Annotated in this window: 6 protein-coding genes; all 6 read left to right on the top strand. The window is 60.9% G+C overall.

The window, feature by feature from the left end:
- The first annotated feature begins 359 nt into the window (after positions 1-359).
- The 6 genes from QD356_RS06480 to QD356_RS06455 all read left to right on the top strand — a co-directional run bounded on the left by QD356_RS06480 (position 360) and on the right by QD356_RS06455 (position 25,351).
- Positions 360-800 (top strand): low molecular weight protein-tyrosine-phosphatase, encoded by a 441-nt coding sequence (locus QD356_RS06480; RefSeq protein WP_192839206.1) that lies wholly within the window; start codon positions 360-362, stop codon positions 798-800.
- A gap of 281 nt (positions 801-1,081) precedes the next feature.
- Positions 1,082-19,264 carry a VCBS domain-containing protein gene (locus tag QD356_RS06475; protein ID WP_279877253.1) on the top strand — a complete coding sequence of 6,061 codons (18,183 nt, stop codon included), beginning with the start codon at positions 1,082-1,084 and terminating at the stop codon, positions 19,262-19,264.
- Between the two features lie 255 nt (positions 19,265-19,519).
- On the top strand, positions 19,520-21,022 hold the full coding sequence (locus tag QD356_RS06470; protein WP_192838952.1) for a TolC family protein: 1,503 nt from the start codon (positions 19,520-19,522) through the stop codon (positions 21,020-21,022).
- Positions 21,023-21,062: 40 nt separating this feature from the next.
- Complete coding sequence (locus QD356_RS06465) at positions 21,063-21,872, top strand: efflux RND transporter periplasmic adaptor subunit (RefSeq protein WP_192838951.1); 810 nt, start codon at positions 21,063-21,065, stop codon at positions 21,870-21,872.
- 74 nt (positions 21,873-21,946) lie between these two features.
- Positions 21,947-23,245: an HlyD family efflux transporter periplasmic adaptor subunit gene (locus QD356_RS06460; protein ID WP_192838950.1), complete on the top strand. Its 1,299-nt coding sequence runs from the start codon at positions 21,947-21,949 to the stop codon at positions 23,243-23,245.
- Positions 23,246-23,248: 3 nt separating this feature from the next.
- Positions 23,249-25,351: an HlyD family efflux transporter periplasmic adaptor subunit gene (locus QD356_RS06455; protein WP_192838949.1), complete on the top strand. Its 2,103-nt coding sequence runs from the start codon at positions 23,249-23,251 to the stop codon at positions 25,349-25,351.
- The last annotated feature ends 119 nt before the right edge of the window (positions 25,352-25,470 follow it).

Genomic DNA, 25,470 nt, shown 5'->3' with positions numbered 1-25,470 from the left:
GCCTCCCTGGTGGGTGCTGGTTCAGCAAGTGACTGAATGGGGATCGCGAGGGGTCGAGATCGGCCCTTGAGCCAGTCACTTCATTGGCTACACATCAGGACTTGGAGATATTGCCTGAGGTCTTCAAGGGGCAGGGGGCTATTGCGTCGGGTCACCTCAGTGTTGCCATATGAGCACGCTGTTGGCCCTTGAAAAGCCACAGGTGTCATCAGTGCTCGATCGCGAAGCGGTCGAATGTGAACCTGCCGAACAGGCTGCCAGCATGCGACAATGGGCGTCTGACGTCCGTGCGGGGCCAAGCTTGCCGCGCGCCGGGCCATCAACATGAGTGCAAGCGTCACAAGGAAGAGGAAGTCAGCGTGTTCAACAATATTCTGGTGGTGTGTACCGGCAATATCTGTCGCAGTCCGGTCGGCGAGTCACTGCTGAAGCAGGCGTTGCCTGACAAGACAGTGCACTCGGCGGGCGTGGGCGCACTGGTCGATCACCCGGTCGAGCCCACGGCAGCACGCTTCGCCGTCGAGTCAGGGCTCGAGGTAAATGAGCATCGTGCGCGCCAGGTGTCGGTCGAGATGCTGACGGCTGCAGACCTGATTCTGGTCATGAGCGATGGCCATCGCCGCGCCATCAATCAGATGGCACCGCAGGTCAGTGGCAAGACGATGCTGTTCGGCCGCTGGCTGGCGGGCGGCCAGGGGGAAGAGATCCCTGATCCCTATCGCAAGAGCGAAGAGGCCTTCCGCCACACGCACCATAAGCTGGTGGAAGCGGCTGCGCTGTGGGTTGCCAAGCTCAAGTGACGGCGTGCATCTGTATGTAAAATAATGTTTCGAGATTTTTCATAGCTCAAGAGGAAGGAATGCTGCCAACAGCATTCCTTCCTTTTTTTATGCCCGTAAATGCAGTGTTGCTTCATGGGGTTAGTCGTTGAGTAAGAAAGTTTGCATATTATGATGATATGAATTAATTCTTATGGTTGAAAGCACTCAGTCGGTTCTGTGTAAGAAGTTTGCGGGAATGTGCTTCTCAATGTATATTTTTGTTACTGTCTGTCTAAACACAATTACACTGGTGCCCGCCCATGCGCGAACTCGATCTTCAGGCCCTTGAGCCCCGTCTGCTGTTGGATGCCGCTGCTGCCGTGACCATTGCCGAGGGCGCCGATAGCAACGGCGACACTGTGTCGGCCACCAATACTGGTGCTTCGCTGTCGGGTACCGAAGATACGCAATTCTCGCTTTCGAGCCTGAGTGTCACGGACAGTGGCAACGTGGATGATGAGGGTAACGCCACGGATGAGTACTCGCTGACACTGAATCTGGATCAGGCAGCCGCCGATGCCGGGGCGGAGTTCAGTAGCGGCGGCAGCAGCGCGACCCTGACGGGTACAGCTCAGGAGATCACCGATGAGCTTGCCGGCCTCGTAGTCACTCCGGGGGACGATTACACCGCCGATATCACCTTGAGCCTGAGCCTCACCGAAACCACAGACGGGGTGGTGGATACCGACCGAGGCAGCCTCGATTTCGTTGCCACTCTGACGCCTGTCAACGATGACCCGGTGTTCGGGGACAGCGGTGCGACGGTCACCGAGGCGGGAACCTTCACCTTCTCCATTGAAGCCTTGGGTCTGAGTGATCCAGATGTCGTCAGTGGCGAGCAGGATACCGACCAGCTGATCATCGAGATCGACAGCCTGCCGACGGGTGGCTCGCTGACGTTCAATGGATCTCCGGTGGCAATTGGTTCAAGTTTCGATGCAGACCAGCTCAGCAAGCTGGTCTATACCCATGGTGGCAGCGATGTGGCCGTCGGAGACAGTGACAGCTTCGCCATCACGGTGGTGGATGGCGCGGGTGGTGAGGCCTCCAATATCCTCAATATCGAGCTGATTCCTGACAACGCCGCGCCGACCGTCACGGGCGACCCGCAGCAGTTCGAGGGCGAAAATACCTCGCTGGGTCTGAGCTATACCGATGAAGAGTCCGGGCATGCCGATGCGGCGGCCAATGCAACGGTGGAAATCACGGAGCTGGGCAATCTCTCGGAGCGTGGCACCCTCTATCTGGATCTCAACCAGGACGGTATCGCAGACACTGATGAGATCATCTCCGACACGTCGGATGCGGCTGCCAGTTTCACGGCAGACAAGCTCCAGTATCTGTCCTTCGCCCATGATGGGGACGAGCCGATTGTCGATGACTTGCCCAGTTTCACCATCAAGGTGACCGACGCCGGTGGCGGTGAAGGGGCGGGGAATGAGCTTTCCAGTGAGCGTACCGTCGAGATCAGCATTCTCGAGAATGATGATGACCCGACGCTGACGCCCACCACCGACGCGCTGGATGCCACTGGTGAGGCGGTATTGATCGATGCATCTGCCCTGAACGCGATAGACCCGGACAGCACCGATGATCAGCTGAGCTACAAGATCGACACCTTGCCGAGCTTTGGTGAGATCCAGATTCTCAATGGGACTGAATGGGTCAAGCTGCCGGTGGGTGGCACCTTCTCGCAGGCGCAGGTCACGGCGGGCGAAGTCCGCTATCAACAGACCCTCGTGGATGGCACTGGAGGCACGGCGGACGACTTCACCTTCACGTTGGTGGATTCCGAATTTAAGGCATTTGAAGAGGCAGGAGACGCAGGGACCTGGGGCGGCGCGGATTCACCGACCGTCGGTACGCTGAATTTCCTGATTGACAATGTGGCCGGTGGCCCCGGGGAGCAGCAACAGGAAACCATCTACGCCGAGCAAGTGAACAATACCGGCGTCATCGTGAGCGAAAGCACGTCCGATCCTGCTTCCACCGCGGTGGTCATCACAGACGATATGCTCAAGTATGGCGCCGAGCTGGACGGCTACGTGCTGCCTGCGACCCAGATCGTCTACACCGTGACGAACATACCGACCAACGGAACGCTATTCCTGGATGGTCAGCCGATTTCCGACTTCGGCAGCTTCACCCAGGAAGACATCGATAACGGGCTGGTCACCTTCCTGCACGATGGCAGCGAAGATCATGAGTCCAGCTTCACGTTCACCATCCTGCCGACGGACATCGACAAGGATCCGGACACGCTCGACCCCATTACCGATGTCTTCACCATCGACGCAACACCCGTCAATGATGCTCCCGTCGCGGGTAACTCGAGTGTCAATCTGCTCGAGCAGACCGATACGACCGACGGCATCGTTCGTATCACCAATCTGGTGATGTCGGATGTGGACGGCAGTCTGGAGAATCTGGACGGCGAGGGGGAAAGTGATGACCTCTGGTTCCAGATCACCAGCACCGAGCTGAGCGGTGGATCACTCGAAGTCTGGGATGGCGACAGCTGGGAGGCAGCCTCCACCGATGTCTGGTACTCCCAGGCGATTCTGACCGCGCAGGCGGATGGTCAGACGGGGGGATTGCGCTACGTTCACGACGGTGGTGAAAGTGTCGACTCCCTGAACGATAGCTTCACTTTCATCGTGCGTGATGACCTGACGGCGCCGTCAGATCCCTTCGCGACGGATTCTTCTACTCCGGTAGACAATGGGAACGATACCAGTGTCGTCTCCAATGTCGGCAACGTCACTATCGAAGTAACACCCTTCAATGATGCCCCTCTGATTCCGCTGACCTCCGATGCTGCGGATCAGACGGTCATTGATGCCCTGGATCAGTCGTCCACTTCCGCCAACAATGTGCTGACCCTTGGGGAAGGGGAAACGGCAGTCATCGACAATAGCCTGCTGCAGGCTGTGGACAGCGACAACACCACGCGTCAGTCGACCTTCGTGATCACGAGCCTGCCGGAGAACGGCACTTTGACGGTGAATGGCAAGGTGCTGCGCGTCGGTAGCTCCTTCACCCAGGCCGACATCGACAGTGGGGCACTGTCCTATGAGCATGATGGCGGGGAAATCCACTCTGATGCTTTCACCTTTACTGTCAGTGATGGTCCGCTGACGACCGACGTTGCGACGTTCAGCATTGATATCACCCCGTTGGATGATTCGCCGGAAATCACGGCAACCCAGCCAGAAGACAGACTGATCCCGGCTTCCACAGCACTTTCAGCATTGGACCTTGGTGATGCCTTTGTCATTGGTGATGTCGATATTCTGGATCTCGACTCCAGCTCGGGTATTGATGCTGGCGAGACGGATAGCATCACGGTATCTCTTTCGCTGAAGGATGAGACGGGAGCTACTGTTCCTTTTACTACCGCAATATTGACTACAGATGCGTCGGTAACCACGGACGCCACTTTCAGCACTCAGGCAACGGAAAACCTGTCGGCTGACACTCTGGTGCTTGAAGGCACGCTGGAGGGTGTGCAGGCACTACTGGAAAACCTGCAAGTCCAGATGGTGCTGGCCGGCGAGGCCGGTGACTTCGATGCACGTTGGACGGTGGAAGCCGTAGTAGATGATCGTCTGGACGATGGCTCCTTGAATGGCGGCGAAGCCAACGAGGGAGGGGTGACGATTGGTGATGAGTTCAATACCGCCACCGCGAGCATCGAACTGTGGGTTTCCACCGAGAACGATGCTCCTGTTGTCACGTTGCCGGATACCGACTCTCTGACTGTCACGGAAGATGGCGGCTATCAGGATATCGGCACCATCACGGTGACGGACGCTGACAGCTTCGATACCGATATCACCGTCGTACTGAGCGTTCCAAATGGCACGCTGCAGATCAGTGATGCCGGTGATGTTGAGGTCACCGATGACGGCACTGCCAGCATCGAGCTGAAGGGTACCCAGGAAGAGCTTGCGACGGCATTGGCAAACGTCCAGTACCAGCCGGATGCCAATGACAATGGTGCCGTCGAGCTGACCGTCACGGCGAAGGATACTGACTTGCACGGGACCGGTACCGCCATTGAAACTGTCGTGAAGGAAGACATCACCGTGACAGCGGTCAATGATGAGCCGGTACTGACTTCCACCACACCGGTGCAAACGATGGATGATGGTCAGCCCTTGACCATCAGTGGCCTGTCCGTCGCAGACATCAATGATGTCGGTCAAGAAGTCTTCGAAGATAGCCAGACCGTTACAGTGTCTGTGCGAGGCGGCGCCACGGGTGAAACAGGCGGCACCTTGAATATGGATGCGACCGGTGTCACTGGCAACGGTACCAGCGAGGTTACCCTGACGGGAACGCTCAGCGAAATCAATGCCGCGCTTGAAGACCTCGTATTGACTGCCGCTGAAGTGAACGCAGATACCTCAGTGATACTTGATGTCGAGTTCAGTGATGATGCTAATGGTAACTTGGCTCTAGCCAATGCCTTCCTTGTCTCCACCGCCATAACGGTCAATGTTTCCGGCACCAACGATGCACCTACCATTTCTGCAGCGACCGGCACTACCACGCTGGTCGAAGATGGCAGTCTCACGCTGTCAGCGCTCGGGGTGACCCTTGATGATGCTGATGATTTCGGTGCTGACAACCTGACGCTGACATTGACCGTGGATCACGGCACCTTCAGCAATAGCACAAACACCATCACCTTTACTGGGACTGTCGCATCGCTCCAGGACTCACTGAATAGCGAGGTCTATACCCCTGCAGCCGACTTCTATGGTGAAGATACCCTCAGAATCGTTTTCAATGATGCCGGCAATACCGGCCAGGGCGGTGCAGAGGAGGCGAGCCGTGAGATCACTCTCACGGTCACCCCGGTCAATGACCGTCCGCTTGCCGCCGGTACAGCGGAAACAGTGGCCTCCGTTGCAGAAGACACCGCGGCAGATGGTATCGCCGGCACGGATCTCTATACGCTGCTGGTCGATCAGTACGATGACACCACCGATGATCAGACCGATGAGAATGGCAATACCGCTGCCACCACCGAGACTGATCTCACCTATATTGCCATCGTCGAGAATACGTCTACCGATGCGCAAGGGGAGTGGGAATACAGCACTGATGGTGGTAGCACCTGGGAGCAGATCCCAGGCAATCTGCGTAACAATAATGCCCTCATATTGCCTGCTGATGCCGATATTCGCTTTGTACCTGCCGACGACTTCAATGGTGAGCCTGGTGCTCTGACCGTACGTCTGGGTGATGACAGCGCAGCACTGGTTACCAGTACCGATGCCGATGATCTTCGTAATCTGAATCAAACTGCCAATGGTGACCGCGATCTGGCGACTGGCGTCTGGTCAAGCAGCACCATTGCCATCAACACCAGCATCACTGCCGTCAATGATGCCCCGACGACACCTGATGACAGTGTCACTCTCGCGGCCATCAATGAAGACGACACCGATCCGGCTGGCGCCACCGTCGCGGAGCTGGTGGGCGATAACTTCGACGATACTGTTGATCAGATCGATGAGAATGGCCTGAATGGCAGTTCTGCCAATGTGTTGGCAGGTATCGCCATCATCTCCAACCCCTCCGATGACAGCGAAGGGACCTGGCAGTACTCCACTGACGGCGGCGATTCCTGGATCGATGTCCCTGCTGATGTCAGTGACAGCAATGCATTGGTGCTGTCGACGACTGACTCAGTGCGCTTCCTTACGGCGGAGAACTACCACGGTGATCCGGCTGGCCTGACCTACGTCGTGGCGGATGACAGTAGCGGAGCCGTGACGTCTGAAACCACCGTGGATGTCTCCACCTTTGACGAGACCGGTATCTGGTCAAGTGTGACCGATGCCGACACCCTCAACACGACGGTCAATGCGATCAATGATGCACCGGTACTCTCCGGTGGCACGGCTGCGCAAGCCTTCCCCATTTCAGCTGTCGAGGCTGGCGGTGAAGGCACCGGAACCAACGAAGTTTCGCTGGTAGCCGGGGCCTCGCTCTCAGATGTCGACACTGCACTGGTCGGTGACAACTTCGGTGGTGGCACCATCACGGTTTCCATCGATGCCGCGACGGCTGCCGATGTGTTTGCCGTCGATGACTCTCTGGCGGGCTTCGCCGGTGCTTCTCTTGCAGACGGCACCCTGACGGTGACGCTGGACTCCGGCGCGACGGCAGCCCAGGTCTCGGCGCTGATTGACTCGCTGACCTATCAGAACACCAGCGATAACCCGGACACCAATACGCGTGCCTACACCGTAGTCGTCAATGACGGCAACAACGACGGTCTGGCCGAAATCGATGGTGTCGGGCTGGATAGCAATGTCCTGACTGGCTATCTGCAAGTCGTGGATACCAATGACAGCCCTGTCGCGAATGATGATGCCGATGCCACCGACGAAGGCGTGGCGCTGACCACCGCTGACACCCCCAATCTGTTCGACAACGACACGGATCTGGATACCCCCACTGACGACTTCACCATCACCCAGGTGAATGGCAATGCTGGCGGGGTGGGCAGCGCGGTCTCGGGCAGCGAAGGCGGTTCCTTCACGGTCAATTCCGATGGCACCTGGAGCTTTGATCCGGGCGCTGATTTCGACGGCCTCACCGATGGTGAGAGCGCGGTTACCACCATTACCTACCAGGTCAGTGATGGCGAGGGCGGCGTCTCGACCGCCACCGTCAGCGTGACCGTCAATGGTGTCGATGACACCCCGACGCTGACCCCGGATACCGGTAATGTCATCGAAGATACCAATGTCACCTCCGACAACCTGACCACCAGCGGTACGCTTGACGCGGGCACTGGCGGCGACACCGGGGAAGACAAGTTCACGGCTGAGACAGTCACGGGCACCTATGGGGCGCTGGTGGTCGATGCCGATGGCAACTGGTCCTACAGTGCCGACAATACTCAGGACGTCATTCAGCAGCTCAATCAGGGCGCCACGCTGACGGATACCCTGACCGTAACCAATGCTGATGGTGTCACCCAGACCACCGTCAGCATCACCCTCACCGGTGTCAATGACGCGCCGGTCGCTGTTGCCGATACCGGCGAGACTGCGGAAAACCTCGATCTGAGCGTCGCGGCTGCGGATGGCGTACTGGCCAATGACACGGATATCGATACCGGTTCCACCAAGGCGGTTAGCCAGGTGGCTGGCGCGGGGACGGGCGTTGGGGCAGCGGTCGCCATGGCAGGGGGCGGTACTGTCACCATTGCCGCGGATGGCAGCTATGTCTTCGTGCCGGGGACTGACTTCGATTATCTCGCCGAGGGCGCGTCTGCCTCGACCACCGTTGCCTATACGGTCATTGATGACAATGGCGCCGAGTCGAGCAATACGCTGACGATTACCGTGACCGGCACCAATGATGCGCCGGCCGTGGTGGAGACCCAGGCTGCTCAAGACAGCGTCGATGGTCAGGCCATCACGCCCTTTGATGTGGTGGATCTGTTCGCGGATGCCGATGACGGCGCGGTGCTGACCTACTCGGCAACGGGCCTGCCGGACGGGCTGAGCATCGACCCGGATACCGGTGAGATCAGTGGCACGCTGACCAGTGATGCCTCCCAGGGCGGTAGCGGGGGCGTTCACACCGTCACGCTGACGGCGACGGATGAAAACAATGCGCCTGTCACCACGACTTTCACGTGGACCGTGGCCAATGTGGACCCCGTTGCGCAGGACAATAGCGACGATATCTCTGAAGGACTTGCCACTGATTCCGTCAGCACGACCGCCGGCAATGTCACGTCTGACGCCGGTACCGATAGTGATGGTGGCAATGACAACGATGCCATCGTCGTCAGCGGAGTCGGGGCGGGCGCCAATCAGGCCACGGATGTTGCGGCCGGTACGCCGGTCGAAGGTGACTACGGCAGCGTGACCATCGCCGAGGATGGTAGCTACACCTATACGCTCGATAACACCGATTCCGTCATCCAGGCGCTGGATGTCGGCGACAGTCTCACGGACACTTTCACCTACGAGATTTCCGATGGCCAGGGTGGCACCGATACAGCGCTGCTGACGATCACCATCAATGGCACCAACGATGCTCCGGTCGCGACCGATGATGCCTCAACCACTGATGAAGACACTGCGCTGGCCACGGCCGACACGACCAATGTGCTGGTCAATGACATTGATGTGGACGCTGACTCCGCACTTGTCGTCAGTCAGGTCAATGGCAGTGGTGCGAATGTCGGTCAGCCGGTTACCGGCAGTGAGGGAGGTGATTTCACCCTGAATGCTGACGGCAGCTGGAGTTTCGATCCCAGCGGCGATTTCGAAGCGCTGAAGAACGGCGAAAGCGCTGTCACCACCCTGACGTATCAGGTCAGCGATGGCCTGGGCGGTGTCTCCACCGCCACGGTCAGCGTGACCATCAATGGCGTTGACGATGTGCCGACTCTGACGCCGGCCACTGGCGACGTCACGGAAGACACAGCGGTCAATGGTGAGGGAGACCTCGTGGCTGCCGGCACTTTGGCGGCAGGTAGCGGCGGGGATGCAGGCGAAGACAAGTTCACCGCCGCTACCCTCACCGGGGAGTATGGCGAGCTGACGGTCGATGCCGATGGCAATTGGGCCTATAGCGCAGACAATGCGCAAGATGCCGTGCAGCAACTCAACCAGGGCGTTGAGCTGACCGATACCTTCACGGTCACCAACGCCGATGGCGAGACCACCACGACGGTCACTATCACTCTCACCGGCGTGAACGATGCGCCGGTGGCCGAAGCGGATACCGGCACCACGGCCGAAAATGCCAACCTGGTGGTGGACGCCGTCGAGGGTGTGCTCAGCAATGACACCGATATCGACACAGGCTCCACAAGCGTCGTCAGTCAGGTCGCGGGCACCGCCGCCGGCGTGGATGCCGCGGTCGACATGACCGGGGGCGGCAGCATCACTATCGCCGAAGATGGCAGCTATACCTTCGCGCCGGGGACCGATTTCGACACCCTGGCGGTCGGCGAGAGCGCCACCACCACCATCGCCTACACGGTGCAGGATGATAACGGTGCCGAATCCAGCAGCACCTTGACCATCACCGTGACTGGCACCAATGACGCGCCGACCGTCGTCGCGACCCAGGGTGACCAGGCCCATGAAGATGGCGAGGCGATCACAGAGTTCTCGGTGGCCGACCTGTTCGATGATGTCGATAACGGTGCCGAGCTCACCTACACCGCCGCACAGTTGCCGGACGGCCTGAACCTGGACCCGCAGACGGGTGTCATCAGCGGCACCTTGAGCAGCGATGCCTCTCAGGGCGGTACTGAGGGTGATGGGGTACATACCGTCGTGCTCACTGCGGACGATGGCAACGGTGGGGTGATCACCACATCCTTCACCTGGACCGTGGCCAACGTGGTGCCGGTGGCAGAGGACAACAGCGATTCTCTCGATGAAGGCGTGGCAGACACCAGCGTCAGCCAGGCTCAGGGGAACGTGATCAACGACGCCGGCACGGACAGTGATGGCGGCAACGACAACGATGACATCGTCGTCAGCGGTGTCGGGTTCGGCGAGAACGTCGCCACGGGGTCTGCAGCTGATACCGAGGTGTCCGGCACCTATGGCGCCGTCGTGATCGAAGCGGACGGCAGCTACACCTATACGCTGGACAACAGCAACGCAGCGGTTCAGGCGCTGGATATCGGCGACAGTCTGGTCGAGACCTTCACCTACGAGATCTCCGATGGCCAGGGTGGCGTTGCGACTGCTCTGCTGACACTCACTATCAACGGCACCAATGATGCCCCGGTATTGGTGGACAACGCTCAACCCGTCGAGCAGAACGATGCGGATGGCGATGAAGTGACGCCGGTGGATGTCTCCACCGCCTTCGCGGATGTCGATGGCGATGCCGTGCTGACCTATAGCGCGGCGAACCTGCCGGACGGCCTGACCATCGACCCGGAAACAGGTGTGATCAGCGGAACGCTGACCAGCGATGCCTCCCAGGGCGGCACCGACGGCGCACATTCCGTGACGGTCACGGCGACCGATGATCAGAACGCGACCGTCACCACCACCTTCGTGTGGAATGTGGACAACGTGGCACCGGTGGCGCAGGACAACATCGCGAGTGTGTCGGAAGGGCTCGACACTACCAGCACCAGTGCGACAGGCGGCAATGTCCTGACTGACGCAGCGCTGGATGCCAGTGTTGATGCGGACGGAGGAAATGATACCGATACCCTGAGTGTCAGCGGTGTCGGGGCGGGTCAGACCGTGGTGGACGCGGCGACAACTGCCGAGGGCACCTACGGCAGTATCTCACTCGATAGTGCCGGCGATTACGACTACACCCTCGATAACACCAATCCGGACGTTCAGGCACTGGCAGTGGGGGAAAGTGTCACCGAGACCTTCACCTACGCGATTTCCGATGGCCAGGGCGGCTCGGATACCGCCGAGCTGACTATCACCATCAACGGAACCAACGATGCGCCGGCCATCACGATTGCGGCCGGTGACAGCATCAGCGCCGCGCTTTCAGAGTCGGATAGCGGCTTGAGCGCGGATGGCACCCTGACGGTCACCGATGTCGATACCTCCGACAGCGTGACGCCCACGGTCGAGGCGGTGGTCGCCGACGGGGACGTCAATGGCCTGTCGGATGCCGCTCTGCTTGCGATGTTCAGCGTGGATGGTGGCGCCATCATCGACGGCACTGCCAACGACGGCACCCTGAATTGGGGCTTCGACAGCAGCGCGCTTCCCGAAGCCTTTGATCATCTCGAGCAGGGGGAAGTGCTGACCCTGACGTATCAGGTCGATGTCGCGGATGGCAATGGCGGCACCGACACTCAGGACATCACGCTGACCATTACCGGCACCAATGATGCGCCGGTGTTGGTCGCAGGCGCTCAGCCGCAAGATCAGTCTGACAATGACGGCGATGCGATCACGCCGTTCAGCGTCGCGGATGCCTTCGCTGACGTCGACAACGAGGCGGTGTTGAGCTTCGCCGCTGACAATCTGCCCCCGGGCCTGGTGATCGATGCCGACACTGGCGAGATCAGCGGTACCCTGTCACCGGATGCCTCCATCGGCGGAGACGACGGTGTCTATACCGTCACCCTGACGGCCACGGATGAAAACGACGCCGAGGTCACGACGACCTTCACCTGGAGCGTGGCCAACGTCGACCCGCAAGCCGAGAACGATGCTGCCTTCGTGACGGAAGGGCTTGACGCCGGTGACAGCAGTGACGTCAGTGGCAATGTCCTTGCCGCTGCGGGTGCCGGTGTCAATGACCAGGCAGACAGTGATGGCGGCAACGACTCGGATACGCTCGTCGTCAGTGGCCTTGCCTTCGGGGCGGTCCCGAGCGCCTTCACCGCCGCCGGCAGTGACGTCGAGGGCAATTATGGCGCTGTCACCATCAATGAAGATGGCACCTATACCTATGTCCTGAACAATGCCCATGAAGATGTCCAGGCATTGGCAGAGGGCGAGGTGCTCAGCGAAACCTTCACCTACCAGATCTCCGATGGTCAGGGCGGCACGGATACCGCACTGCTCACCATCACCATCAATGGCAGCAATGATGCTCCGGTCATCGCGATTGAAGGCGATGACAGCGCGGCCGAAACGCTGACCGAGACTGACGACACGCTTGCCACTGCTGGCACGCTGTCCGTCAGCGATCTGGATACCTCGGATAGCGTCACGCCCAGTATTGATTCCGTGACCGCCACAGGCGACACCGACGGCCTGAGCAATGCCGAGCTGCTGGGCATGCTCTCCGTCGATGCCGACGCGATCATAGATAGTGCCAACAACGACGGCACCCTGAACTGGACCTTCGACAGCAACAGTGTCGCCGGTGAGGCGTTTGACCATCTCGCCGTCGGCGAAAGCCTGGTGCTCGACTACACCGTGGTCGTCACCGACAGCCAGGGCGCGACCGCCGAGCAGGTCGTCTCGATCACCATCAACGGCACCAACGATGTACCTGTCATTGCCGTTGAAAACGACGACAGCGACAGCGCCGACCTGACCGAGACCAACGCACCGCTGTCCGCCGACGGCACCCTGTCCGTCAGTGATCTGGACACCACCGACGACGTCACCCCGAGCGTCACCGCAGTGAACGCCACTGGTGACACCGACGGCCTGAGCAATGCCGAGCTGCTGGGCATGCTCTCCGTCGATGCCGACGCCATCATCGACGGTGTCAGCAACGACGGCACCCTGAACTGGACCTTCGACAGCGCGAACCTGCCGGAAGCGTTTGATCATCTGGCACTGGATGAGACGCTGGTGCTGGATTACACCGTGCAGGTGACTGACAGCGAGGGAGCGACAGCGGAGCAGGTGGTGACCATCACCATCACCGGCACCAATGATTCACCGGTACTGGTTGCCGGCGAGCAGCCCGCTGATCAGACCGACAATGATGGCGACCCCATCACGCCGTTCAGCGTCGCGGATGCCTTCACGGACATCGACAATGATGCCGTGCTGAGTTTCTCGGCTGACAACCTGCCGGACGGGATCGAGATTGATCCGACCAGCGGTGAAATCAGTGGCACCTTGTCGCCGGATGCCTCCATCGGCGGTGACAACGATGACGGCACCTACACCGTCATCCTGACCGCGACCGACGAGAATGGCGCCACTGTCACCACATCCTTCACCTGGACCGTGGCCAACGTCGCGCCCGAGGCCTTCGACAACGTGGCAGACCTCGAGGAAGGTGTCGCCACCGGCGATACCAGCACTGCCACAGGCAATGTCCTCGATGATGCGCAACCGGATGCCGACACCGATGGCGGCAATGACAGCGATGCACTGATCGTCAGTGCTATCGGTGCTGGCACCAACGCCGGTACGGCAAGTGCGGTCGATACTGACGTGACCGGCACCTATGGCAGCATCACCGTCGCGGAAGATGGCAGCTACACCTACACCCTGGACAACACCAATCCTGACGTTCAGGCACTGGCCGTCGGGGAAAGCCTCAACGAGACCTTTACCTATCAGATCTCCGATGGCCAGGGGGGTGTCGATACGGCACTGCTCACCATCACCATCAACAGCACCAATGATGCGCCTGTCATCGACATTGATGGCGATGACAGCGCGGCTGCGATTCTGACGGAAACAGATGCAACCCTGAGTGCCGCCGGTACCTTGTCGGTCAGTGATATCGACACCACCGACGACGTCACCCCGAGCGTCATCGCCGTGACTGCGACTGGTGATACCGATGGCCTGAGCAATGCCGAGCTGCTGGGTATGCTCTCCGTCGATGCCGAGGCGATCATCGATGATGCCAGCACCGAGGGTACGCTGAACTGGGAGTTCGACAGCAGCAGTGTCGAGGGCGAAGCCTTCGATCATCTGGCGGTGGGTGAGAGCCTGGTGCTCGACTACACCGTCGTCGTCACCGACAGCCAGGGCGCGACTGCCGAACAGGTCGTCTCGATCACCATCAACGGCACCAATGATGCGCCGGTCCTGGTCGATGGGGCACAGCCGGCTGACCAAAATGGTAACGATGGTGACCCCATCACGCCGTTCAGCGTCGCTGATGCCTTCACTGACGTCGACAACGGCACAGAGCTGAACTTCTCGGCTGACAATCTGCCGGACGGCCTGGTGATCGACCCGACCACCGGCGAGATCAGTGGCACGTTGTCACCGGATGCCTCCACCGGCGGTGACAACAATGACGGCATCTACACCGTCACGCTGACTGGCACCGACGAGAATGGCTTGGATGTCACCACGACCTTCACCTGGACGGTGGCCAACGTCGCGCCGGAAGCCTTCGACAACACTGCCGAGCTGGATGAGGGCGTCGCCACCAGCGACACCAGCACCACAACCGGCAACGTGCTCAGCGATGCGCAGCCCGATACCGACACCGATGGCGGCAACGACAGCGATGTGCTGATCGTCAGTGGCATCGGTGCTGGCGCCAATGCCGGGACTGACACCGCCGCGGGTACGCCGGTCCCTGGCACCTACGGCAGCGTCACCATCGCCGAAGACGGCAGCTACACCTACGCGCTGGACAACAGCAACGCGGCGGTGCAGGCGCTGGCCGAAGACGAGGTGATCACCGAGACCTTCACCTACGAGATCTCCGATGGCCAGGGCGGCACCGACACGGCGCTGCTCACCGTCACCATCAACGGCACCAATGATGCGCCGGTGCTGGTCGATGGGGCGCAGCCGGTTGACCAAAACGGTAACGATGGTGACCCCATCACGCCGTTCAGCGTCGCTGATGCCTTCACCGACGTCGACGAGGGTGCGGAGCTGACTTACAGCGTCGACAACCTGCCGGACGGCCTGGTGATTGACCCGACCACCGGCGAGATCAGCGGCACGCTGTCCCCGGATGCCTCCACCGGCGGTGATAACAATGATGGCATCTACACCGTCACGCTGACTGGCACCGACGAGAATGGCTTGGATGTCACCACGACCTTCACCTGGACGGTGGCCAACGTCGCGCCGGAAGCCTTCGACAATACTGCCGAGTTGGATGAGGGCGTCGCCACCAGCGACACCAGCACCACGACTGGCAACGTGCTCAGTGATGCGCAGCCCGATACCGACACCGATGGCGGCAACGACAGCGATGCGCTGATCGTCAGTGGCATCGGTGCTGGCGCCAATGCCGGCACTGACACCGCCGCGGGTACGCCGGTCACTGGCACCTACGGCAGCGTCACCATCGCCGAAGACGGCAGCTACACCTACGCGCTGGATAACAGCAACGCGGCGGTGCAGGCGCTGGCCGAAGGCGAGGTGATCACCGAGACCTTCACCTACGAGATCTCCGATGGCCAGGGCGGCACCGACACGGCACTGCTCACCGTCGCCATCAACGGCACCAATGATGCGCCAATCTCGACTCTTCGAGCTCCGCAGGTGCAGACGGGAAGTGACGGGGAAGAGATTGCACCGATCAGCCTCCAGGATGCCTTCCAAGACGTCGATAGCGGCGCTCAGCTGAGCTATACGGCCGAGAATCTGCCAGGTGGTCTGGTCATTGATCCGGTGACGGGCGTCATCAGCGGCACACTTGCCGACGATGCCTCTCAGTCAGGCAACACCACGACGGACGGTCGCTACATCGTGACCGTGACAGCCACGGATGAGCAAGGCCAATCGGCTGACGTCACGTTGAACTTCTTTGTCGCCAACGTCGCGCCGGAAGCCTTCGACAATACTGCCGAGTTGGATGAGGGCGTCGCCACCAGCGACACCAGCACCACGACTGGCAACGTGCTCAGTGATGCGCAGCCCGATACCGACACCGATGGTGGCAACGACACGGATGTGCTGATCGTCAGTGGCATCGGTGCTGGCGCCAATGCCGGGACTGACACCGCCGCGGGTACGCCGGTCACTGGCACCTACGGCAGCGTCACCATCGCCGAAGACGGCAGCTACACCTACGCGCTGGACAACAGCAACGCGGCGGTGCAGGCGCTGGCCGAAGGCGAGGTGATCACCGAGACTTTCACCTACGAGATCTCCGATGGCCAGGGCGGCACCGACACGGCGCTGCTCACCGTCACCATCAACGGCACCAATGATGCGCCGGTGCTGGTCGATGGGGCGCAGCCGGTGGACCAAAACGGTAACGATGGTGACCCCATCACGCCGTTCAGCGTCGCTGATGCCTTCACTGACGTCGACAACGGCGCAGAGCTGAGCTTCTCGGCTGACAATCTGCCGGACGGCCTGGTGATTGACCCGACCACCGGCGAGATCAGCGGCACGCTGTCCCCGGATGCCTCCACCGGCGGTGACAACAATGACGGCATCTACACCGTCACGCTGACTGGCACCGACGAGAATGGCTTGGATGTCACCACGACCTTCACCTGGACGGTGGCCAACGTCGCGCCGGAAGCCTTCGACAACACTGCCGAGCTGGATGAGGGCGTCGCCACCAGCGATACCAGCACCACGACCGGCAACGTGCTCAGCGATGCGCAGCCCGATACCGACACCGATGGTGGCAACGACGCGGATGCGCTGATCGTCAGTGGCATCGGTGCTGGCGCCAATGCCGGCACTGACACCGCCGCGGGTACGCCGGTCACCGGCACCTACGGCAGCGTCACCATCGCCGAAGACGGCAGCTACACCTACGCGCTGGATAACAGCAACGCGGCGGTGCAGGCGCTGGCTGAAGGCGAGGTGATCACGGAGACCTTCACCTACGAGATCTCTGATGGCCAGGGCGGCACCGACACGGCGCTGCTCACCGTCACCATCAACGGCACCAATGATGCGCCAATCGCGACTCTTCGAGCTCCGCAGGTGGAGACGGGAAGCGACGGGGAAGAGATTGCACCGATCAGCCTCCAGGATGCCTTCCAGGATGTCGATAGCGGCGCTCAGCTGAGCTATACGGCCGAGAACCTGCCAGGTGGTCTGGTCATTGATCCGGTGACGGGCGTCATCAGCGGCACACTTGCTGACGATGCCTCTCAGTCAGGCAACACCACGACGGACGGTCGCTACACCGTGACCGTGACAGCCACGGACGAACAAGGCCAATCGGCTGACGTCACGTTGAACTTCTTTGTCGCCAACGTGGCGCCGGAAGCCTTCGACAACACCGCCGAGCTGGATGAGGGCGTCGCCACCAGCGATACCAGCACCACGACCGGCAACGTGCTCAGCGATGCGCAGCCCGATACCGACACCGATGGCGGCAACGACAGCGATGCGCTGATTGTCAGTGGCATCGGTGCTGGCGCCAATGCCGGCACTGACACCGCCGCGGGTACGCCGGTCACCGGCGCCTACGGCAGCGTCACCATCGCCGAAGACGGCAGCTACACCTACGCGCTGGACAACAGCAACGCGGCAGTGCAGGCACTGGCCGAAGGCGAGGTGATCACCGAGACCTTCACCTACGAGATCTCCGATGGCCAGGGCGGCACCGACACGGCACTGCTCACCGTCGCCATCAACGGCACCAATGATGCGCCGGTGCTGGTCGATGGGGCACAGCCGGCCGATCAGACTGCCAATGACGGCGACACGGTCACACCGTTCACCATTGCCGATGCCTTCACCGACGTCGACGAGGGTGCGGAGCTGACTTACAGCGTCGACAACCTGCCGGACGGCCTGGTGATTGACCCGACTACCGGCGAGATCAGCGGCACGCTGTCACCGGATGCCTCTACCGGCGGTGACAACAATGACGGCATCTACACCGTCACGCTGACGGGCACCGACGAGAATGGCTTGGATGTCACCACGACCTTCACCTTCGAGGTAGGGAATCCGGCGCCGCAGGCATTGGATCAGAGCGCGGACGTCTCCGAGGACGGAGTGACGACAACCGAGGGCAGCCTGCTGGTCGATGCTGATGGCGAACCGGTGACTGTCGATGGCGATGGCGATTCACTGCTCATTGCGAGCGTCAATGGCCAGGCCGTCGCTGACAGCGACACCGTGATCCAGGGCACTTACGGTCAGTTGATCATCGCTGCTGATGGCACCTGGAACTATGTGCTGGACAACGACAGTGATGCCGTCCAGTCCCTCGACGATGGTCAGCAGGTGACGGATGACTTCAGCTTCGTGGTCAGTGATGGAGAAGGGGGCACGGCAGTCGGTGAGTTGACGATCCGGGTGGCTGGTCTCAGCGACAACGTTGTTCCGGAACCCGTGGTGCCGGTGACGCCAGTCGAAGGCTCCTCCGGTAATGGTTCCCCGGCAGGCGGCGCAAATGCTGGATCTGATGAGGGCGAAGCAGACTTCCTCCCGGAAGGTGATGAAGAGCTCTTCCAACCGCTCAGCGATTCCACCTTGCTGGATATCCCGAGCATTCAGCCGGTTCAGTTGACCATCATCCTGCGAGACGTGGTGGCAAACGAGGCTGTCTATGAATTCTCACTGCCGGCGGGCGCATTCGAAAGCACCAACAATGAAGAGATCAAGGTTGAGTCGACCCGTACCGATGGCAGCCCGCTGCCGGATTATGTGGTCTTCGACAGCGATTCGCTGACTTATCGCGTCAATCGTGCACTGGCCTTGTCCCTGGGCGTCGAGCGCATCGACATCAAGGTGATCGGTCGTGACGAATCCGGAAACGAAGCGAGCACCACTTTCGTCATCTACCTCACCCCTGAACAGGAAGATGAACAGGAAAGCGAAGTCTTCTTCGATGGCAACGAGACGGCGCCGTCATCTGATGCGGCTCCCGCAATTGAAGGCGAGGGAGGCGAACAGGGCGAAGGCGATGAGCAGGGCGAGATCACCGAGCAAGAGCAGGTGGCTGAAGAAGAGGCCGCGGCACTCGGTGCCGTTCCACTCTCCGAGATGCTCAAGGTGGCCGGACGTGACGGGTTCAGTCACGACCATGCCGATGTGCTTGCCGATTTGATGGCGTTGTTGAGCGATGATTCAGAAATTTCTTGATTATCGTTAACAGAATAAACCGCAACGAGCTCTCGATAGCGCGAAAGTGAGCTTATCCAATACAAGGTGTCCGCCTGCCCCATACCACGGGGCGGGTGAACAAGAGCAAGGGAACGAGGCGATATCATGACGGGAAACGAAAAAACGGAAACCACCCGGGCGTTGCCAGAATCACGCGGGCGAGGTCGTCTCAAGACTCTGGCGACGATGGTTGCCATCAGCGCGGCGGGTATTGCCTTGTCGGCATGCGGCACCGTGCAACCTGAGCCTCTGGATCGTCAGGATATCGCGACCGCCATCCAGAGCGATGAGATGCTCTTTGAGCAGATGACTCCGGCCATCACCGAGCCGCTGAATCTCAATCAGGCGATGGCGCGCGCGCTGAAGTACAACCTCGACAATCGCGTCAAGCTGATGGAGCAGGCGTTGGCCGAGCAGAGCTTTAATCTGGCCAAGATGGACATGCTGCCGGTATTGGCGGCAAATGCCGGTTTCACCAGCCGTAACAATGAAGATGCCTCCTCGAGCGAGAACGTGCGTACCGGCGTGCAGAGCCTTGCCCAGTCGACCTCTGTCGACAAGGACCGCACCGATGCGGATCTGCGCCTTTCCTGGAATGTGCTGGATTTCGGTGTCAGCTACCTGAAGGCCAAGCAGGAGGCGGACCGCTTCCTGATCGTCAAGAACGCCCGGCGTGACATCATGGCCAAGCTGCTTCAGCAGACGCGCAGCGCCTATTGGAAAGCTGCGGTGACGCAGAAGTTGAAGCCGCGCATCGATGCCTTGCTGATAGACACCGAAAAGGCGCTCGCGCAGCTGGATCAGATCCAGCGCGAACGACTGCGGGCACCGTTGGATGTCCTGCAGGAGCAGCGCCAGCTGCTCTCCATCATGCGCAATCTCAAGAGCTTGCAGCGTTCCGTCGAGACCTCCCAGATCGAACTGGCGAGCCTGATCAATCAGGCCCCCAATGTCGAGATCCCCTTGCAGGCGCCGAGTGAGTTGCCGGAACTTCCTCCGTTGCCTTCCAACGACCTGGATGTGCTGGAGCGTGTCGCGCTGGCCAACAGTGGGGAATACGTCGGTCAGCTCTACAATGCGCGCATCGCGCAACGTGAAGCGCGCAAGAGCATGGTGCGACTGTTGCCGGGGCTGGAGTTCTCCTACAGCGCCAATTATGACAGCAACAGCTACCTCTACAACGACACCTGGGCACAGGCGGGTGTGCGAGTCAGCTGGAATATTTTCCGTCTGTTCGCGATCGATGAGATCAAGGCGCAGAACGAGGCGCGTGACCAGATGGTCGAAGCGCGTCGTCTCGCCAGCAACATGGCGACGCTGGCACGAGTGAATCTGGGCTGGCAGCAGTACCACAACTCATTGGATAGCCTGGCGATCGCGCAGCGCTTCCAGGCATTGGATGAGCAGATCGCGGACTTCAGCAAGCAGGCGCGGGCAAGCCGTGCGATCTCGGGGACGCAATCCCTGCTCAACCAGGCCAAGGCCTTGAACTCCGTGCTGAGCAATTCATTGGCCTACGCCGATGCACAGGACGCCTATGGTGGCTTCCTGTTCAGCCTGGGCTTCAATCCGGTCCCCGAGGATTATCAGCGTTACGACGTCGATACACTGGCCAGCAACCTGGATGCCTCATTCCGTCAGTGGTCTGGCGGCAGCCTGCCATTGCAGGACCCGGCACTCTGGCTGGAAGCCCAGTCCGAGACAACCCAAGCACAGGACGGTCAGGCCAGTCTGTAAGATAGCCTCCCGCCATATTTCAACAGGGATGCTGACGATGATGATCGCTGGTAAAGATATCAATCGCCGCATGGCGAGTTTTGGGGGAACCCTGCTGGTCGCCATGCTGCCCGGGCTGATGAATGCCGCGCACGGGGCGGATCAACCGACCGTTCGCGGTCAGGTCAGTGCTGTCAATTCCACCATTCTGGCGGCGCCCCTGTCGGGGCGCCTGCTGGAAGTCAATCGGCGTGTCGGGGAAGAGGTCAACAAGGGCGATGTGCTGGTGCGCTTCGATTGCCGTTCGCTGAAGGCGGAACGGGCAGTCGCGAGTGCGCGTCTGTCCGGTGCAAGCTCCCAGTACAAGGTCAACAAGCAGCTGGCGCGCTATGACAATGTCAGCCAGCTGGACGTGGATCTGTCGCGAGCGGCGGTCAATGAGGCCAGTTCCTCGGTCAATCTGTCGGATGTCTATCTCAGCGATTGCACCATCACGGCGCCCTTCGATGCGGAAGTGGTCTCGCGTGCGGTCAATCCTCATCAGTTCGTCTCCAATGGCGAGCCGATGCTGGAGCTGGTGAGTTCCGACGAGCTCGAGATCGAGGCCGTCATTCCCGCCATGTGGCTGGGGCAGGTCGACGCGGACACCCCGATGACCTTCACCGCAGATGCCACGGGGGCGGAACTTGCCGGCAAGATCGTACGCGTCGTCGACAACATTGATCCGGTCAGCCAGACCCTCAAGGTGATCGCGCGGCCGGATGCCAAGCCGGATGGCGGCATCAAGCCCGGCATGAGTGGTGAGGTCCGTTTCCCCTCTCTGAGTCCTTCCACCCTCGAGGATGTGGATAGTAGAGAGGCGGCACAATGAATCGGCGGGTCGAAATGCCAGGCAATGTCACGACAGATCGCCTGGCGGGCCTCATCACCTTGCAGAAGCGTTTGATGAGCGCCAAGGGACGCAAGGAAGCAGAGTATGTGCTGGTCAATGACACAGGCTACCTCTTTCCCGCGCGCCAGATGTTACTGGTCAGCAATGGCAAGCTCTCGTCACATTCCGGCGCCACCGATGTCGAGCAGCAGAGCCCCTATCTGCACTGGGCAAGACGCGTCATCAAAGCGTTTGATCTCGATCGTCAGGTCGTCTCCGACAAGGCAGGTGGCTCCCGGGCGGCCAAGCCCGAGCAGGTCATGTCACTGACGCCGGAGCGTCTCAAGGAACGCGATGCGTCTCTTGCCGAAGACTGGAGTGAGTATTGGCCACGTGAAGGACTCTGGGTGCCCATGGTATGGCGAGGCCGTATCGAGGGTGGCTTGCTGTTGTTGCGCGAAAAACCCTGGAATGAAGCCGAACAACGCCTGCTGACCCATTGGGTGCAAGGTGCCGAGAACGTGCTGGCACGCCATTCGGGTCGCAGGCGCCAGCCGGTGGGCAAACGCCTGCTGTGGGGCGCGGCCTTGGTAGTGATCGGTCTGCTGATGTTGGTGCCGGTACGCCTTTCCGTGCTGGGGCAGGCGGAGGTGGTGCCAGAGGTCAGCAGTATCATCCGCTCACCGCTGGATGGCGTGCTCAAGGACTTGTCCGTGGCGCCCAATCAGGTGGTGGAGAAGGGCCAGTTGCTGGCGAGTCTCGATGATGCCGAGCTCAAGGGGCGACTGGCCGAAGCCAATCAGGCTCTGGCGGTGGCACAGGCGGAATATGCGCGTGCCCGGCAGCGCTCCTTTACCGAGCGTGAGGCCAGTGCCGAGGTGCCGCTGTTGAGGGCACGAGTGGATCAGGCGCGTGCCGACGTCGATTTCCTTGAAACACAGCTGACGCGTGTGCGCGTCGAAGCACCGCGTGAGGGTGTCGCGATCCTCGGCGATACCAGCGATTGGGCAGGGCGTCCGGTCAGGCTGGGTGAGCGTCTGCTGGAAGTGGCCGACACTCGGGGCGCCGAGGTGGAAATCTGGCTGCCGAGTGCCGACAACATTCCGCTGCCGGAAGGCGCCGAGGTCTCGTTGTTCTTGAATGTCGACCCCTCACAGGTTCGTGAAGCACGGCTGACGCACGTCAATTATCGGGCCGAGCTGGCACCGGAGGGCGAGCTCGCCTACCGCGCGCACGCCGTGTTGAGCGATGCCGAGAACCTGCCGCGCGTCGGCTGGCGGGGCACGGCCAAGGTCGAGGGGGAACAGGTCATGCTGGGTTATTACCTGTTCCGTCGCCCGTGGGCCACGCTGCGCAGCTGGACCGGGTGGTAAGGCATGATCTCACAGACTCCCCCGTTGGCCGTGCTGCGCGAAGACCTCAAGTTGCACCCCGTCGAGCAGGATCGCGATGGCAAGCGGCGCTGGTTGCTGCATGATCCGGTCGCCCAGCGCTTCTATCGACTGGGCGAGGCCGCCATCGAATTGCTGCCCTTCATTCGCGGTGGTCAGGAAGCGGCAGCCGCCAAACAGGCCAGCGCCAGTCTCGGTCGTGAAGTGCCTGGTGAACAGTTGCGCGCCCTGTCGGAATTTCTGCGTCAGCATGATCTGGTGCGCGGGGATCCCGGGCAGCAGGAACGCTACCAACGCCGTCTTGAGTCGCGTCCTACGGGGCTCAAGTGGTTGATGCATCACTATCTCTTCGTGCGCATTCCGCTGGCCAATCCGGATCGCTGGCTGAGCCGGCACGTCAACAAGGTACGCTGGCTGGGTAGCCGGGGCTTCTTCTGGAGCCTGGCGGTCATGTTTCTGGTGGGCCTATGGCTGACGGTACGCCAGCTGGATACCTTCATCGCGAGCTTCGCGGCACTGGGCGCTGTCGGCGGCTGGCTGACGCTGGGGCTGGCGCTGGTCTTCGTCAAGATACTGCATGAGCTGGGGCACGCCTTCGTCGCCAAGGCCAAGGGCGCGCGCGTCCCGACCATCGGGGTGGCCTTCATCGTCGGCTGGCCGGTGCTCTACACCGATACCAGTGATGCCTGGCGACTCACCGAGGCCCGGGACAGAGTTGGCGTCGATATCGCGGGTGTCGCGGTCGAGCTCTCGATCGCGGTACTGGCCTTGCTGTGCTGGCATCTGTTGCCGGAAGGTCTGCCGCGCACCCTGTGTTTCTGGCTGGCGACGACGACCTGGATCATGTCGGCGCTGGTCAACTTCAATCCTCTGATGCGCTTCGATGGCTATTACCTGCTGTCCGATGCCTGGCGACAGCCCAACCTTGAGCCGCGCTCCCAGGCGCTGGCGCGTTGGCAGCTGCGTGAATGGCTGTTCGCCTTCAAGGAAGCGCCGCCTGAGCGTCCGCAGCGTGCCTTGGTGCTGTTCGCGGTGGGCGTCTGGGTGTATCGCCTGCTGCTGTTTCTCGGGATCGCCCTGGCGGTCTATCACTTCTTCTTCAAGCTTCTCGGCATCGTGCTGTTCGCCGTCGAGATCTGGTACTTCATCATGCGGCCAATCGTGAATGAAATTCGGCGCTGGTTCAGTGAAGGTCGCAAGCCACGCGCCAATCTGGCTCTGTTGCGTACCGGGATGATCGTCGTGGCGCTGGGGGCCTTGCTGGTCTGGCCCTGGCAGAGCGAGCTGCGCCTGCCGGGGTGGCTGGAGCAACCCTCGGCTCGTCTCGAAGCCCCCTTCGGTGGCCGACTGAGTCTCGATGTCGCCCAGGGTGACGAGGTGAGCGCCGGTCAAGCGCTGGCGACCATCAGTGCCCCGGAAGTCGCCCAGCGGCTTGCCAGTGCCGAGCGTCGCGTGGAGCAGCTGGACTGGCGTCGCTCCGCCAGTGGTCTGGATCGCAGGCTGCTGCAGGATAGCCCGGTGGTGCAGGCCGATCTTGACGTGCAGCGCCAACGAGTCAGCGCGCTGCAAGCCGAACAGGCGACCGGTCAGCTGGAGGCGGCATTCGCTGGCGAGGTGCACTCGCTCAACCCTGCCTTGCGAGAAGGGGGCTGGGTCGGTGAAGGGGAGTGGGTGATGACGCTGCGCAACCCCCGGCAGGTGACCCTGACGGCCTGGGTGGAAGAGGAAGAGGTACTGCGTGTCGATGAAGGCGCCACTGCCTGGTTCTATCCGCTGGCGCCGGTAGGCAAGCCGCTGGAAATGCGCGTGGTCAGCGTCGAACCTCAGGCAGTCGCAGTGCTTGAGCAGCCGGAAATGGCCGCGCCCTACGGTGGGGAGTTGAAGGTTCGCGAGGGCGAGGAAGGGCAGCTGGAACTGATGCGCAGCCTCTATCGGGTCACGCTTGAGCCAGTGGACTTCTCGCAGGCGCTGGCACTCTCGATGCCTGGCCGGCGCGGCATGGTCAACGTCGAGACCGAGCCGCGCAGCCTGTTGAGTCGAACCTGGCGTGAAGTGGTGGGAGTCTGGCGTCGCGAATCCGGTTTCTGATACCGCTATTCTTCCCACCTCCTGCATCCTGAATCTTTTATCCTGCCTTCTAAAAAAGAGCACAGAAGCCCAGCCTCCTGGTGGCGTTTGCCGCTCGGAGGCTGGGCTTCTGTGGTCTG

The organism is Cobetia sp. 2AS, assembly GCF_029846355.1.
Classification (GTDB): Bacteria; Pseudomonadota; Gammaproteobacteria; order Pseudomonadales; family Halomonadaceae; genus Cobetia; species Cobetia amphilecti.
Note: the sequence above shows the minus strand (reverse complement) of the source record. Positions and strands in the feature narration are given on the sequence as shown.